Source organism: Pararhizobium sp. PWRC1-1 (assembly GCF_049897905.1).
Classification (GTDB): domain Bacteria; phylum Pseudomonadota; class Alphaproteobacteria; order Rhizobiales; family Rhizobiaceae; genus Pararhizobium.
The window spans coordinates 1-15,724 of record NZ_JAFCXE010000028.1 but is presented as its reverse complement, the minus strand read 5'-3'; the positions used below and the strand labels follow the sequence as shown (position 1 = coordinate 15,724).

Sequence of the window (15,724 nt, the reverse complement as noted above, 5' to 3'; positions counted from 1 at the left end):
CGTTACGAACCCTGCTTTTCAGGGAATTCTGAATTCACGGCCTGTCGGATTTTCGACGCTCATCACTGGGGGGATTACCAAAAAATCGGCGGTAGGCGCTCCCGAGATGGGACGCGGAGACGAAGCCGCAACGCAACGCGATCGACGCGATGGTATCGCTGCTTTCTTTGATGAGGCGGCGTGCTTCGTTTAATCGGACGTTCAAATAGAAGCGCTGAGGCGTCATTTCGAAATGCTGATGCCACAGTCGCTCAAGTTGCCTCGTGGAGAGGCCGCTCTGTTTCGCGACGGCATCGATGGCAACAATGTACTCTACATTCTGCTCCATGATCGAAATGGCTGACGCAAGCCGTGCATCATGGATATCGTAGCGCCACTGCACCGCCATCCTTTGGTGCTCCTCTGGGCCACGGATGCGAGTATGGAGAAATTGCTCAGCCGTATCGGCAGCAAGTTTGGCGCCAGAGTCACCAGAAATCTGCGCGAGCATCAAATCAATTGCCGCTGTTCCACCAGCGCAGGTCCAACGATTGCCGTCCCGGACATACAGCTCTCGCGTGACCTCGATGTCCGGAAATTCCTCGGCAAACTGGGGGATCGCCTCCCAGTGGAGAGTGCATCTCTTGCCCAAAAGTAACCCCGCACGGGCCAGAATGAACGTGCCTGTGCTTAGCGCACCCAACGGCATCCCGGTGGTCGCCAACTTCTGCAGGTACTGCAGTATCCGCTTTGGACGTTTGCTCTCGATGTCCAGGCTAGCCACGACGAACAGTCGATCCAATCGCGGAGCATCGCCAATTGAGAGGGTCCTCGTTTCGAAACCACTGCTCGACGTAATGATCCCGCCTTCCTCGGATAGTAGGGACCATTCATAAAGACTGCGGTTCGAAAGCCGGTTTGCGGCCCGGAGGGGCTCGCTTGCGGACGCGAGCGCCATCATGGAAAACTGCGGGAGGAGCAGCAACCCAACGCGAATTGGAGCTTCATCGCCAACTTGCTGCATCATTCCCGCCGGACGCCTTCTCTCATTGTCGATCTGTTTCGCAGAACGTATATGACGACCGCCTCAAAAGGAAACGAGAATTAATAACTTGTCCCACGTCTACATTGGCCACGGGCCACGCAGTTCCGCCAGCAAAGCTTCAATTGGATGCCTTAACGACACGCCGTCGATGCTTGCGGCCTGTGACCTGCATGAGAATCCATCCACCAGCAACGGAGCGGCTTCGAGCTTACCGACCTGACGCGCCCAGCTCTGAGAATATATTCGTTCGGAAAGCTCCCTATGTTCGGCCTCATGGCCGAAAGTCCCTGCCATCCCACAGCAGCCGGTCGCCTCAATCGACAAACCCAATCCGCACATTTCGAAAACCGTCTTCCATGCTAAAACGGCCCCTTGGGCTGTGCTCCGCTCCGTACAATGGGGGATGAAGCGGAACGTCCTTTTGAATGCCGCGCGAGGGAGAAGCTCTGACCTTCCATGCAGCCACTCCTGGAGCAGCATGACATTAGGCAGCGGTTGGTCCGGTAACGCGGCCTTGTACTCCGAGCGATATGTCAACGTCATCGATGGGTCGATGCCCACCAACTCCACCCCAGTGTCTTCCAAGGCTTTAAGAACTCTCGCGTTCTTTGCTGCGACGCGAGCAAACCTTCCCAGAAAACCATGAACATGCAAAGGCTTGCCGTTTGGGTGAGGCGGCGCGAGCCAAGCTCGTATTCCCAGCAGCCCGAGAAAATCAATCACGGCCAGGAGAACGCGGGGTTCATAATACGCAGTGAATGCGTCGCATACCAGAACGACACTGTGACGGCGCTGCTCATCAGTAAGACCTGCCAGGGCTGTGGGCGTCGCAACCTTGACCCAGCGCGACCGTAATTCTCGGGCAAGCCGGTCCCGAGGGAGTTTCGGGGTGTGTACGAGGCCGATGAGCCTCAACGCTCCGGTATCCGCCACCAGATTTATCAGCCGAGGCAACGAAGCCATGAATGGGATTAGGCGTTCAAGGTTCGCCATAACATGGTGACGAATGGGACGCAGATAACGACCGTAGTACAGCTCCAAGAATTTCGACCTGAATGTCGGGACGTCAACCTTAATCGGACATTGCCCCGAGCAGGATTTGCACGCGAGGCAGCCAGACATCGCCTCGTGGACCTGGTGTGAGAAATCATCCGGGTCCCGACGCAGAGTGGCGAGGGCTCGACGGCCGAAATTCCGCCAAGGCGGAGCCTTTCGTATCCTCTTAGCCTCATCGACTGGATTGATGCCTTCTGAGGTCATCCGGCCAAGCCATTCCCGCATCAACTGAGCGCGACCCTTCGGGGAGTGACGCCGCTCCCGGGTTCCCTTCCATGAGGGACACATTGCCTCGTCGGGATTCCAGGAAAAACACGCACCGTTGCCGTTGCAATGAAGTGCGTCTTCGAAGTTTGCTCTGGTCACAGAAATGAGTTTCCGATCAAACGATCCCTTGGTGGGGGGATCGTCAATCCTCAACAGTGGCGTTCCATCAGGTGCGGCTATCTTGCCCGGATTGAATTGATTTCTGGGGTCGAAGGCGATCTTTACCGCTTGCAGGAGTGGATAGAGGCTACCGAAAACCTTCGGTGAGAACTCTGAGCGCATACCCTTCCCATGCTCCCCCCAAAGCAATCCACCAAAACGGAGAGTAAGGTCAACTACCTCCTCGGTAATCTCGCGGATCAGGCGCTCCGCGCCCTCCATCTTCATGTCGATTGCAGGACGAACATGCAGGACACCCGCGTCGACATGTCCAAACATGCCGTACACCAGTCCGCGACGATCCAAGGCTGCCCGGAACTCCAGGATATAGTCGGCAAGGTTTTCGGGAGGAACGGCAGTGTCCTCAACGAAGGCGATAGGCCGGCTGTCGCCCTTCATGTTGCCAAGAAGTCCAACTGCCTTCTTCCGCATGTCCCAAAGTTTATGAACCTGCGCCGCACCGCGTGCAACGGAATAGCCTCGTCGTCCTGCTCCGTTTGCTTTTTTATCAAGCTCGGCGGTCAAAGGTGCTAAGGCTTTATCGACCTCCGCTTGGCTCATACCGACGACTTCGATCAAATTGACCCCTTTTATGGGACCAGTGCCATCTTCGGGGAAGAACGCCTCCACATCCGCCCAAATCGGGTCATCCTGGGCGAGAGCCAATACTCTGGCGTCCACGGTCTCGATCGACGCAGGCGACAGACGCATAAGAGATTGGGCGTCGCGCAAGGCTGCGTCGAAGCTATCGTATCGTTGCGCTACAATGGCTTCGTGCGTTGGAATCGGCATAAGGTTGAGAACTGCCTCGGCCAGGAAGCCGAGCGTACCCTCCGACCCGCAAAGCAGCGAGTTCAGATCGAAGGTGCCATCCTCTCGTCGAATGTGGGCTAGGTCGTAGCCCGTCAGGCTGCGGTTCAGTTTCGGAAACCGCGCTTCGATCTCGTCGGCATTGCGCTCATGTAGATCGGCGACGCACCGATGTATGGCACCGACCAGGTCATCCCTTTCGATGATCTTTTGCAAGGACTCGTCGTTCAACGGAGCTGAACGCCAGACAGTGCCGTTGGACAGAACCGTCTCCAGTTCCAGGACGTGGTCACGTGTCTTCCCGTAAAGACACGATCCCTGGCCGCAGGCGTCAGTGGATATCATGCCGCCAATGGTGGCGCGATTGGACGTTGATAGTTCCGGCGCGAAGAATAGGCCGTAAGGCTTCAACGCAGCATTTAGCTGATCCTTAACCACCCCAGCCTGCACCCGGGCAATTCGCCGGACCGGATCAATCTCAAGTATACGATTCATATGCCGCGAGAGATCCACGACCAAGCCAAAGTTTAGCGATTGCCCGTTCGTGCCGGTTCCGCCACCTCTGGGAGCAATGACAACATCCGCGAAACGCGGTTCCGTTAGTAGCTTGGCAATACGGACCAGGTCGTCACAGTCCTTCGGAAAGGCAACGGCTTGAGGCGTAACCTGGTAAATGGAGTTGTCGGTCGCGAGCACCGTCCGATCTGCAGCGGTCGGTGACACATCGCCATTGAAGCCCCTCATATGAAGTTGGGTGCAGAACAGGCTGTAGAGAGGCAGCGGATCAGGATGAGAACGCAGGCTTGGGATCATGGCAATCTTATTGGCCCGCACGGTCGCCAAGATGCGGAGCAACCGCGCGGTACCATCTAGGTTCAAGCTGAACGGATAGCCTGATCAATTTCCTTGATCAGCTGGTGGAAGATCGGGTTATCAACCTGATTCTGCTGGCCGTGCATCATGCGCTCAACGATGAGCGCCTTATCACCGGCATTGCCTGGATAGATGCTGTGAAGGCGGATCGATTCTTCCGGCATATGCAGCGTGTTCTGCGCGCCGTGTATGATGAGAGCCGGAGGGAACCCCTTCGCGCCGTTCAGGTCCTTTTCAGGGTTGAAGGCGACATATTCCTTATATGACTTGGCCGTCACATGGGTGCAACCAGGCCAACGGTCGACGCCGCCAATTTCGGTGTAACCACCAAGCTGCCGATCAACGTATTCCTGCGTGTCGCGGTCGAGCGGATAGTAGCCGACCTTGGTCGCTTCGGTCCCCGTATCAAACGGCGGAATTACAGCATCATCTGCCAGCTTCTTGATAGCCGCGTCTGCAGAGTCCCTGTCCGCACGGAGTTCCTGAAGCGCCGGAATACTCGTGTAGCTCATCGGCACCCAGAATGCGACCTGGTCCTTGCCCTGCTTGGCGAGTTCAGTAATTGCGGCGAGGCTTGCAACCGAGCCCATCGCCCAAGACGCGACCACAGGTGCTGCGCCGAAATGCTCTTTAGCCCAACGGACAGCTGCAAGCACCTCGGCAGTCTGGTCGATGAGGCTGACGTTCGTAACCGTGATACCGTCCTGCTTCGCAGTGTTGCGGACGTCTTTATTCGTAAAGAAGCCAGCAACGTCATATGTCATGACGCGGTAGCCGCGCTCGGCGAACGCCCTACCGAAGAGCTGACCGTACATCGAAACGCCCCCAGTAAAACCGGAATTGAAGACTACCGGGGGCAGGTTTTCATCAGCGGATGCGGGCCGGAACACTCGGCCAACGAGATTGATAGTTGCATCGCCATAGGCGACCGGGAACTGGATGTCTTCGATAATGATGTCCGTCATAGCTTCGCTTTCTTCTGGACGAGGGAAAATCTGATCAGCTGCTGCATTCAGCAATTGATTTGTCGGTACGGAGGTGATCTCGCTGGCAGCACGTGCCAGAGCCTCTGAAAATTTCAGAGCTGACAAAGCGTCGAAGTGGCTTGCGAAAAGGCGACCTTCATGATCTGCCCCGACGTGTGGGGCATCGCTGGCGGATAGAAGGATTCGATCCGGGCCCACCACATCGACAATCGCCACCACGAACGGGAGGGCTTCTGCGACCGTGATGGACGTCCGATACCCTGGCCCCTTGAACCAAACATTGCGCCGCCTCTTCGCCTCATCAAGCAGCTCGCGGTAGCTGACTTCGCTCGCACCTCGCTCAGCGTGACAGCTTCCGAGATGATCAATTACGACCCTTACATGTTGGGGAATCTGCCGCAGAACACGGAGGGTTGTCTCCGCCTCCATGGCATAGATATGAACATGCTGGTGCGATGCGAGTCGATCAAAAAGAGCCTTCCATTTGTCGCCGCCGTATGCGTCATCAGCAACAAGTTGTGGTGGCGTGTCGTGCAAAACGATCCTGATGCCGATTACCTGGGGATGCGCAAGGCGCTCAACAGTAGCGTAGTCCGGATCGGCCTTGATCGTTCCAATCAACTGAATGTCACCGAACTTCTCAGGTGCAGTTTTCCGGAGCAGCACCATTTCAGCGAACGATGCAAATACGTTCTCGGAATCCGGAAGTATGCTTAGATGAACATTGTTGAGAACTTTCGGGACCGCGCCGCAATCGGCGAGGCGCTGAAGGTATTCGGACAGTGAGTGAGGAGCGGGAAGCGCATACGGAAGCGTTTCATCCACGGCCGCCAAATCATCAGACGTGTAGAAGTGCGCGTGCGCGTCCACACCCCAGCTTTCGGTACTCATTGTTTCGCTCCATTGTTGGAAGCAACATATCGTCAGGATGTTGGACCACGGCCTGATTACCCGACGGTCAATATCAAAAGTTCGCCATCTTGCAGGTTTCCGCCGAGTAACGCAGGTCGCCGACTGGCGTTTTCAGCCTTTTGTCGGCTTTTTTCTTTCGATCTCCATTTTCGTTCAGTTTTTCAAACCGTTCGGGCTGCAATTTCCCTTCTCGTCCAACTCTTCACGAAGCGAACTCTCTCCGTATTGACGAGGTGTTGGTGGATCATGAGGAAAAGGTGATCTCGTTGAAAGACACGAACTTGATGTTGAAAGCTGCAAGGTCTGAAACAGATTGAAACGCCTCGTCCTCCTGATCCCATCATGCGGCGGCCGTGCGCCGACCGCGAAGAGAAGCGAGTGGCCTCGCGGGGCGGTTTTATGTCTGGAGCAGCTTGACTTCAACGACCCCAATCAGAGAGTCTCTCAAAAGGCCAACTGACCAAGAAGCTCAAGTACGAGCCGGCGTGCTTTAACGTCCGTTCATGCTCCCGAACCGGAGCCGCGAAGACTAACACCATAGCCATTATTCTTCTGGCTCACCCCGCAACGCAACTTTGTCCGACCAGACCGCCTAGGCCCACGGCAGCGTGAGCTCTGGCGGGTCAAGCCGGAAAACCGGAAGTGGTGCAGCATTCCTTCAGCTGGCCGACAGGCGACGGCTCGCGGGATTTTGCGAACTCTCAGGCTGCTGCTTTCAGCAGCCATGCGTCATGGCTCTTTAGAAATTCCATAAGGCGGTCGGTATAATCGTCGCTAACCGCCTCGCAAACACTCTGGCGCGCGGCCAGCGCGTTTCGCCAACCCGCGACACGCGGTAGCGCGCCCAATATGCCGGTCGCTGTGACGGTGTCAAACACGTCGAAGTAGCGGAAGATCGGCGCGAAGACCGAATCGACAAGGCTGAACGCATCGCCGGCGAAGAACGGCCCTTCGCTCAACTCAGCCTCGACTCGGACGAATTTGCCTATGAGCGCCTTGCGCTTGGTCCCATAGGTCTCGGCAACCTTTGCCGTCTCGAAGCCCCAAAGGTCTGACAGAATGGACGAGCCAAACTCGATCCAGCCGCGATGCCGCGCGCGGGTCAGCGGATCAGCGGGATGGAGGGGAACGCCGGCCTGCGTCTCTTCGAGATATTCGCAAATCGCCGCGCTCTCGAACAAAACGGCCTCCGTCCTGTTGTCTTGGCGGACGATCAGGAGCGGCACCTTGCCGAGCGGAGAAATCGCGAGAAACCAGTCAGGCTTGGCCGCCAGATCGATATAGCGGCGCTCGAAGGGTACGCCCTTTTCAGCCAGTACGATGGCCGCGCGTTGCACATATGGGCAGAGATGATGGCTAATGAGCACCAGCTTTGCATCGGACATGATGATATCTCCTTTGTTCGGCTCAGAGAAGGGGCTTGGAAGGACGAACCACATAGCGACCATCGCCGAGCAGGAACTGCGCCACGGAAAGCACGATCAGGTAGAGGGGATATTCCCAACCCCCGCCCGGCGCGTTGAACACCCACCCGTTTCCGCCATGCGCCCAGATAATTGCGCCGAGAAGTGCGGGGATCAGCACCACGGCCACCCAGCGGGCATAGATGCCGAGAACCAGCATTGCCCCGCCCACGGCTTCGGCGGTGAAGGTCACATATGCCAGCCACTCCGGGAGGCCGATGGACCCGAAATAGCCCGCCGTGCCGGCAAGGCCGAAGGTGAAGAGTTTTAGGATGACGGAATGGGCGAAATACATCACCCCGAGGCTGACGCGCAGCAGCGTCACGGCATAATCGGTCAGGCGTTCTTGGGACATGGTGGTCTCCGGTGAGCATATAGATGCACATGCATTTATATCTTCTTGCGCAATCAGTCAATCTGTATGTAATTGCATGTATGTCTAGCTCCTCCGCCGTCCCGGATATCAAGCCCTCCTCATCCGTTGTCCGTGCCTGGGTGCGCCTGATGCGCGCTCAGCGCCTTGTCCTGTCCGCCATCGAACAGGATTTGAAAGCCGCGGGTCTGCCACCGCTTGGCTGGTATGACGTGCTGCTGGAACTGACGCGCGCCCAGGACGGGAAGCTGCGCCCATACGAAATCGAAGACCGCACGCTGCTGGCCCAACACAATCTTTCGCGCCTTCTCGATCGCATGGAGAACGACGGGCTAATACGGCGCGAGGCGTTTGCCAATGACGGACGCGGCCGATGGGTCGTCGTTACGGACTCCGGCCGCAACATGCAGGCCCGGATGTGGTCCGTTTACAGAGTATCGCTTCAGAAGCATTTTGGACAGAAGCTCGAAGACCTCCACGCCGATCAGTTGGCCGATCTGTTGGCGTCCCTGTCGCGCAATCACGACACTGGCTAGCTGATCCTCCGCGCGGTCAAATGTTGCCTGAAAACGAGGCGGCCCGTTCCCGACTCGTTGGGCGGCCAGGAAACCCATGATCTTATCCTATGAAACCGCCATTGCTTGGGTGCCGCTCAACAGCGAAACAAGTGACGACGTCATGAGCGCCTTGGACAAAGGGGCAAAGGCCTATGTTCTGAAGGGCGTCGGATCGCGGGTGCTGGCGGACATAGTCCGATCGGTCGCTGCCGGAGGGACATATGTTTCCCCGACCTTGTCGGCGCAGTTGCTCTTCCACATGTCATCGGCGTCCCGTCTAGCGAGCGCGGTTCAACCTGCCAGCAGGCCAGTTGCTAGCATTGCAAAGATCAGTCCCACGATCGGTATCAAAGCCAGCGAGCTTCATGCAAACTAGTGTCTATCGTCGGCTTTGTTCCCCGGGTGGCTTGCGACCGACGTTTACTGTGGTGATATAGGACTTTAGCCCTACCATCGTCCTGCGTTCGCCTCACAGAAACCGGACCCCTAGAGGGAACAGCTTCCGAAGGATGACGTTGTAAATGCAAAATAGGAGCCTGTCATGACAGCAGCGAGTATCGGTCCCTGCGCATTCCCGTTCGTCGATAAGCCTACCTGGAAACGAACCGCGGTCCGATGGGTCTGCAAAAGGGCCGCAGCACAAGGCGAAGGAAAGCGAGAACGATCAATGTGCGGATGATGTGCATTACGGGAAGTGCGGAGTTCACTTCGACCTTTCGGCATAGATGATGAGTTGAGCGCCCAGTTCTTTTGCTGCGGTGGGGGTCAAAGAGACTTGAATTTGATGGGGAGCCCGCTCGGCCTCCTGATAAATCTTCCGCTCTTCTTCTGAATTTGCATAGCCAATGCGCAAGACGATGTGATGGATCGTGGGAGCGGCAACTCCCCATTCTAAAAGCGCGCCCGCTGAGAGTTCACCGTCGGCACAGAAGTTCCATTTATCTTCATCACCTTTGGGCACCGCAAGGTTCCTACTCAAAATTCGTTGTAGGTGGCCCGCTTTTCCAGGCTGCTGAGGCCATTCAAAGCTGGCAATCAACAATCGACGGGATGGCCCGCACGACGGCTTTTACTACAATCTTTTTCAGTTTTTAACTATGGCCGGTCTGTATCGTTTTCAAGGCCCGTTGCCATCCCCGGCCCACGGGATAAGTCGTAAGCTCTCATGTTCGACATACTCACGTCCAACCATTGGCGGCTGAACTCGCCCATGGTTACGTGGCTCGCAAACGCTTCCCCAACGACCGCGGTCCGACTGTGGGTCAAAGGGCTGCAGCGGCCAAAGGAAGCGACCACGCAACAGCGGAAATAAAGTAGCTCCCTATTTGGGATTTTACCCGTCTTTGACAGGACTGATTGCCCTATGGGGCTGAAGCCAGCGCCCCGTGGCGCTGGCTCCCATTCGGTGCGCGTAAGGCACGTCGAGCAACCCATCCGGTACGCACCCCGCCGAATACCCTCTTTGGAACATCCCCGCGCGCTGACGCATGTCCGCGATTGCGGAGAGATTCAGGCGACGACCGCCTGCATCCATCGCATCACAACGAAGACTTGCCTAGCATGGCGTTGTTCATGTGCGTCGTGCACTTTTTCATGTCTTTGGCAGCCATCGCTTCCTTGGCCATAGCCATTTCCTTCATGGCCATTTCCTTCTTGGCCGCATCGGTCATGGCATTGGTGTCGGTCTCCAGCTTTGTCATGGAGGCCTCATCGCACTTCGTCGTCGCATCCTGAGCGATCGCAGCGCCGGATAAAACGGTGCAAAGCAGGGCGGCGGTTAACGTAAATTTGAGCATGTCTGTCTCCTCCGGACCAGCCACGGGATTGCGGCGGATCCACGTGCTATCAACTGGCGGAAAAGAAGGATGTTCCCGCAGATTTTGCGCGTATCTTATAATTGTGAGATTGTGGTGCTCACCATATCGTTGCAAGGGGAAGGCTTGTCTAAAAATACTGAATGTCTTGGAACGCGCGTCCCGCTACAAACCCTAGGTTCGGCACCAGGGCCGCGGTGGTCACGGCCCTGGTGTCACCTGGCTTGAAGGGGTCGAGTAGGGTCGCTATTTTCTCCCGCCACGCACCCGGCTGGTACAAGGGTCATCTAATGTATTAGGAATGGCTATGCGCGATCAAGGCACACTCGATGTGGTTGCTTAAGATGCAAACGCCACCCTTCACCTACGGCGGGACGTCCCAAAGGGACCCCTCTCTGAGCGAGCAAGCAGGACGCGCCCGTCGCGTCTTCATCGGCTTGCTGTTCACCCCACGATGAAAGATCTCCCACACCGAGTGATTGTGCAAGCGCCTCCCGTGGTGAGTTGAAATCTGACTGTGTCGACACCAGGGTGCTCAGAGAGAGGGGCCGGTGGACCCGCTCCTCTACAGCTGAACCCAGCCAGAGTGAGTGGCGTCTGGTCTTTGTCCGTGAGCCTCATTGTTGCCCATAGTCGAAGAGAAGCGCAAACCGGGAGACGCGGGCGGGCCGAACGGTCGGACGAATATTGTATCCGGAAGATGGCCGCCCGCAAACTGAGGCACCACTGGGAGAGCGCCGGCGTCAGCGCCTCCAGTGAGCCACGTGAGGGCAGCTTCGAACGTCCAGGCAGTGGATGGCCTCCAACCGCCCTGCTGCAGACTATCCTGCAAATCCTGCAGGCTGCCTGCCCATTGGAATACCAGCGGTTCCTCGACTTCACCGGTCAGATCGATCCGCCGCACCGGAAGCGTCTGCCACCCTTTCCCCCACCAATCGGCAACAGTCACGGTATGTATCGTGCTCTTGGTGGCATACCGCTCCACATCGATTGCATGGCTTCGATAGATGTTTCCTCCCCCGGCAAGAAAAAGTCCCACGGACGCCGCGACAAGCAAAGCTGTGGATCCTATTCGCATGGCCGGCCGACGCAAATAGAAGAGGCCGAGCAGGATCAGCCATGCGGACCCGAATGCCCCCCGCCAACTACGTCGGAAAACCAATGCGCGCCGAGGTAGAGACGCGAGAATGCGATCAGGAAAATCAGCATAGCGGCAAACAGGCCGACCAACACCTGCGGCGCGGGACGAATGTCGCGTGCGATCAGAAATGCGAGGAAACCATAAAGGACCATGTTCGCGGTACTGTGACCGCTTGGAAAGGAAAAGGCGCTCCAGCCGGAATAGAGCAGCTCATCGGGTCTGGCTCTGTGAAGTGTCAGCTTGATTATGGTGTTGAGAGCCGACGCCCCTGCGACGGCAACCACCAGAAAATGGCCGTGCGCCATGCGCGCCTCCAAACAAGGAAGAAGAACACGATCGCCGTGACGGTTACTACGACTCTGGTGTCGCCAAGCTCGGTAATACCGATCATGACCGCATCGCCAGCTGGCGTGCGAACCTCCTGCAATGCATTGAAGATGGCGCTGTCGGCAAGAACCAGCGGATCTCCGCTGATCACATCCTCGAGAACCCCGAAGAATACCCAGGCGGCGGCAGCGAGAAGGACAAGCATCAAAGCGAGAAACCGAGCTTCGGATCGCGCGTTCTATTACAACAGGGCCGGCGTCTTTGGTGTTGACGAATGTCATCAGGTAGATGGCATCGGGATTGGGAGTGAGCGTCTGGTTGCCAGTCGAGCGGATTGGAACGAGTCCTCAATTCGGCTCAAACTATCGTGGGCGTTCTGATGGTTGCAAAGAGTCAGAGTACGCTGTGCCCTTCCACAGACTGTCGCCCACGCTTTTGTCACAGCGTGTTCAGTTCCGCAAGAACCAGCAAACGATGATGGCCTATTATCTCAATCGCCCGCATCGAAGCGAACTTTGCCGCCAGGAGATGGTGCTTTGTGCCGATGCGAGTTGCTGAATTGCTGGCCGGCTTCGTCCAAAGGGTGGCCCAAGATCCTCTTTCGCGGTGGAAAGAAAATGCCTGCATCGGTTGGTTGTGCAGATTCCTCAACCTTTACGGGCTGCGACTTTTGGGGTTCATCAGGACCTGTTTGCGGAGTATCCGCCTTCCTGGATACAGGCGCTCCACGACCACGTTTTGGCTTTGAATCGTCCTCGGTGCCCGGCATTCATATCGCTTTCATGTCTCCGCACCAATCTAGTGCCTAATGCGGGTGAGGGAAGGCATGCAGTTTGCAATGATCTTTTTTCGTGTCTAACGCGGGATTCGTTTCGGCTCGGGTCGAGCCCGGCGATTACCAGGTAGCGGGCATCGGTCGATGCCACACCGGACTAAGGTCTTGTGTCGGAAGCGCAAAGGTCCCGGACGCTGGATTTACGGAACATAGGCGGAGGTGGGTCGTTCAAGTGGCGGTGAAGTAAACGGCATATTGAAGGGCTAAAACGATGCAAATATTAGGTTTGAATATCGCGCCCCTCGCGCTTTCGGTCGCAATGTTCGCGACCTCATTCGCTCCCGCAGGAGCTTTTACGGGACCTCGGCACGCTCAAATCGCTCAACTCGGGCAAGATGGCGAAGTTGTACAATATCGCCGACGCGAGGGTGACTGGCGCCGACGCGATGGCGATGACTGGCGCAGACGCGAAGGATTTTACCGGCGTGGGAATGAGGCTTACTACAACGGCCACCGTGGATACTACGAACGTCGCCGCGGATATCGTCAATATAACGGCGCATGGTTCCCGCTGGGTGCATTTGCCGCCGGCGCCATTATAGGTGGAGCGGTTGCAGATCGGCCGGTGCGGTACGGAGGCAGTCATGTGGAATGGTGCGCCAATCGTTACCGCAGCTACCGGGCTTACGACAACACTTATCAGCGCTACAACGGGCCAAGACGCCTGTGCAATTCCCCATATTGAACAGCATCAATCTGCAAAAGACGAGGAACGGCCGGGGAATGAAGTCCGGACGTGGAATGCGTAACAAAGAGATTCCGGGCCCGGTGCTGCTGACGTGTTATTCGGTGCTGGTCTTCTCCAACATTTAGCCTCGAAGTCGGTGCGCGGTTTATCGACACACCTTCTGGGTGTTTCCCGTCACCAAAAGGTTGATCGCGAGCGTTGGAAGCCAATCGCGGGCGAGCCTGTAAACACAGGATATCAAGGATCACGAACCAAGAGGGCTGAAGGCCTGCGGCTTAACCAAACCCCGAAGAAGGAAATATAATGACAATTCGATCCAGACTTTTTGCGACCGTCGCATTTCCGCTGCTGACGATGGCTGTCGCGGCCGAGCCTGCTCTCGCAGACAGCCTGATGAAGCCGTTTGAAATCGCGCAGGAAGGTGGCATCTCAAAGGACGGCGGCGAACAGGCACCGGAGGAACTGTTGCGCAAGATGCGCAAGCAAGGTGCCGAACAGTCCCAAGAGGAGCCGGCTGCCGAGGACGGTCAGCCGAGCCGCGCTGAGCCTAGAAAGCGCCAGCAGCAGCAGCAGGAAACACAGCCGCCTGAAGAAGAACAACCGAGCCGTGCCGAGCGGAACAAGCGCCAGCGGGCGGAACGGCAACAGCAGGAAGAAATCCAGCCCTCCGGCGAGAATGACGTAGGCACGGCAGCTGATGAGAAGGCCAGGGCGCGTGCTGAGCGCAGGAACTCTCAAAAGGCCGACCCGCAACAGCAGGAGGAAAGCCAGCCTGCCGCCGATCGCGAAGCGGCAAAGACTGCAAAGGAACGGGCGACAGCACGTCCCAAGCGCGAGGATGCAGAAGGCCAGCAACAGGAGGATGCTCAGCCTTCCAGTGAGGATGAGGCTGCTCACAAGGCTGCCGAAGAAAACCGCCGTATTCGCGCCGAGCAGAAAGCCCGGGCGAAACAAGAAGATGGACAGCAGCCGGTGACTGAAGGCGATCTGCGCCCGGCAATTGACGCCGATGCGACTGAAACTCGCCCCGAGGTGATCCCGGACGTAGCTGATAGGCGCAGCAATGAAGAAAAGCAGAAAGTTGCCCGCGATCCGGCTGCTTCCGACGATACGATCGTGCTGCCTGTCGAAAAAGGTGCCGCCGTTCTCGACAGCGACAAGGATGCCGACAACGCCGACGGCAATGCCCGCGAAACGCGCCGCAAGCAGCGTGAGCGTGCCCGCGCCGAGGAAGAGAATGTCGAGGTTCCGAAATCGGATGAGGAAGCTCAGTCGAGCCTCAGTGACCGTAGTCCAAGCCGCGAGGAGTTGGAGGCCCGCATCAAGGAAGAGGGTCGCCGTATCGATGGCGTTCCGGAATTCAACGCGAAAGATTTGATCGATGCCTTTACCGGCAACGACGGCCGTCGGCCGCGGATTGACGACAGCCGCGACAACAGGGTGGTTCTCGATTTTGGCGACCAGATCATCGTACGGGGCGACGACCGTCCGCGCCTGCGCCTCAACGCCCGGGAAACCTATTATGAAGAACTCTCCCACGGGCGTTCCCGCGAGGTCATCCAAAGGCCAAACGGTATTCGCGTTGTGACGATCTATAATCGCTACGGCGACATCATTCAGCGCACGCGCATCGACCAGGACGGGCGCGAATATTTGATGATCTATGCGGCCGAGACCGACAACGATCCACGTCCACCACTTTACGATGTCGGCCTGGACCTGCCTCCGATGCGCCTGCGCGTGCCCGTTCGCGACTACATCATCGACACGTCGAGCGAGCCCGATCGTGACTACTATGACTTTCTTGCAGAACCGCCGGTGGAACAAGTGGAACGCACTTACTCGATCGATGAGGTGAGGAACTCCGCCCGTATCCGCGACAAGGTGCGCCGTATCGATCTTGATACGATCACCTTTGCCACCGGCAGCGCCGAAGTGCCGATGTCGCAGGCGAATACCCTGCGCAAGGTGGCCGACGCTATGCTGCAGGTGATCAAGAAAGATCCCGGTGAAACCTTTTTTATCGAAGGTCATACCGATGCGGTCGGTGGCAACGAGCCGAACCTTGTACTCTCGGACGAACGTGCCGAATCCGTCGCCTCTCTGCTGACCGAAGTCTACGACATCCCGGCTGAAAACCTGGTGACGCAAGGTTATGGCGAGCGCTTCCTCAAGGTCCGCACAGAGGAAGCCGAACAACAGAACCGCCGGGTGACTGTCCGCCGCGTCACGCCGCTTGTGCGTCCCGTCGCCCAGAACTAGGGAAGGCTTTCAATGGAGCCCACCGCGAAACATTCCCTGAGGTGGATCGGCCAAAGGTAATGCAGGGTTGGAGCGGTTCCTTGGAAGAGGTCAGATGGCTGCTGGATTCTTCCGACAAACCGCCGCCGCCGGCAGGCGACGAACCGGCGCGCGGCTTGCATCAACAGATCAAATTCG

Annotated in this window: 13 protein-coding genes; 3 read left to right on the top strand and 10 right to left on the bottom strand. The window is 57.3% G+C overall.

Annotation, left to right across the window (positions count from 1 at the left end):
* Positions 1–34: 34 nt before the first annotated feature.
* The 5 genes from ACP7E0_RS29815 to ACP7E0_RS29795 form a co-directional block, all read right to left on the bottom strand.
* Positions 35–1,006, bottom strand: coding sequence for a GlxA family transcriptional regulator (locus ACP7E0_RS29815; protein WP_426130384.1), 972 nt, complete (start codon positions 1,004–1,006; stop codon positions 35–37).
* Between the two features lie 96 nt (positions 1,007–1,102).
* A complete protein-coding gene (ydiJ, locus tag ACP7E0_RS29810; protein WP_426130382.1) occupies positions 1,103–4,129 on the bottom strand; it encodes a D-2-hydroxyglutarate dehydrogenase YdiJ in 3,027 nt (1,008 codons plus the stop codon).
* Between the two features lie 62 nt (positions 4,130–4,191).
* On the bottom strand, positions 4,192–6,066 hold the full coding sequence (locus tag ACP7E0_RS29805) for an amidohydrolase family protein (protein ID WP_426130380.1): 1,875 nt from the start codon (positions 6,064–6,066) through the stop codon (positions 4,192–4,194).
* Between the two features lie 722 nt (positions 6,067–6,788).
* Complete coding sequence (locus tag ACP7E0_RS29800; RefSeq protein WP_426130378.1) at positions 6,789–7,472, bottom strand: glutathione S-transferase family protein; 684 nt, start codon at positions 7,470–7,472, stop codon at positions 6,789–6,791.
* 22 nt (positions 7,473–7,494) lie between these two features.
* On the bottom strand, positions 7,495–7,905 hold the full coding sequence (locus ACP7E0_RS29795; RefSeq protein WP_426130377.1) for a DoxX family protein: 411 nt from the start codon (positions 7,903–7,905) through the stop codon (positions 7,495–7,497).
* An 80-nt stretch (positions 7,906–7,985) separates the two neighbouring features.
* Here ACP7E0_RS29795 and ACP7E0_RS29790 point away from each other — a divergent pair, with 80 nt between their 5' ends.
* On the top strand, positions 7,986–8,459 hold the full coding sequence (locus ACP7E0_RS29790) for a MarR family winged helix-turn-helix transcriptional regulator (RefSeq protein WP_426130375.1): 474 nt from the start codon (positions 7,986–7,988) through the stop codon (positions 8,457–8,459).
* A gap of 724 nt (positions 8,460–9,183) precedes the next feature.
* On the opposite strand, the gene ACP7E0_RS29785 is transcribed toward ACP7E0_RS29790, so the two are convergent.
* The 5 genes from ACP7E0_RS29785 to ACP7E0_RS29765 all read right to left on the bottom strand — a co-directional run bounded on the left by ACP7E0_RS29785 (position 9,184) and on the right by ACP7E0_RS29765 (position 11,967).
* On the bottom strand, positions 9,184–9,441 hold the full coding sequence (locus ACP7E0_RS29785; protein ID WP_426130374.1) for a hypothetical protein: 258 nt from the start codon (positions 9,439–9,441) through the stop codon (positions 9,184–9,186).
* 577 nt (positions 9,442–10,018) lie between these two features.
* Entirely contained in the window at positions 10,019–10,276 is a 258-nt protein-coding gene (locus tag ACP7E0_RS29780) for a hypothetical protein (RefSeq protein WP_426130372.1), read from the bottom strand.
* Positions 10,277–10,859: 583 nt separating this feature from the next.
* Positions 10,860–11,372 carry an LssY C-terminal domain-containing protein gene (locus tag ACP7E0_RS29775; RefSeq protein ID WP_426130370.1) on the bottom strand — a complete coding sequence of 171 codons (513 nt, stop codon included), beginning with the start codon at positions 11,370–11,372 and terminating at the stop codon, positions 10,860–10,862.
* A 35-nt stretch (positions 11,373–11,407) separates the two neighbouring features.
* The gene (locus tag ACP7E0_RS29770) at positions 11,408–11,740 is read right to left on the bottom strand and encodes a phosphatase PAP2 family protein (RefSeq protein ID WP_426130369.1); all 333 of its coding nucleotides are present in this window, start codon (positions 11,738–11,740) and stop codon (positions 11,408–11,410) included.
* Positions 11,680–11,967: a hypothetical protein gene (locus ACP7E0_RS29765; protein ID WP_426130367.1), complete on the bottom strand. Its 288-nt coding sequence runs from the start codon at positions 11,965–11,967 to the stop codon at positions 11,680–11,682. Before ACP7E0_RS29765 ends, ACP7E0_RS29770 begins: the two co-directional genes overlap by 61 nt.
* Positions 11,968–12,814: 847 nt before the next feature.
* On the opposite strand from ACP7E0_RS29765, the gene ACP7E0_RS29760 reads away from it, so the two are divergent.
* Both ACP7E0_RS29760 and ACP7E0_RS29755 read left to right on the top strand, forming a co-directional pair.
* Positions 12,815–13,282 carry a BA14K family protein gene (locus ACP7E0_RS29760; RefSeq protein ID WP_426130486.1) on the top strand — a complete coding sequence of 156 codons (468 nt, stop codon included), beginning with the start codon at positions 12,815–12,817 and terminating at the stop codon, positions 13,280–13,282.
* A 306-nt stretch (positions 13,283–13,588) separates the two neighbouring features.
* The gene (locus ACP7E0_RS29755) at positions 13,589–15,547 is read left to right on the top strand and encodes an OmpA family protein (protein ID WP_426130365.1); all 1,959 of its coding nucleotides are present in this window, start codon (positions 13,589–13,591) and stop codon (positions 15,545–15,547) included.
* Positions 15,548–15,724 lie beyond the last annotated feature (177 nt).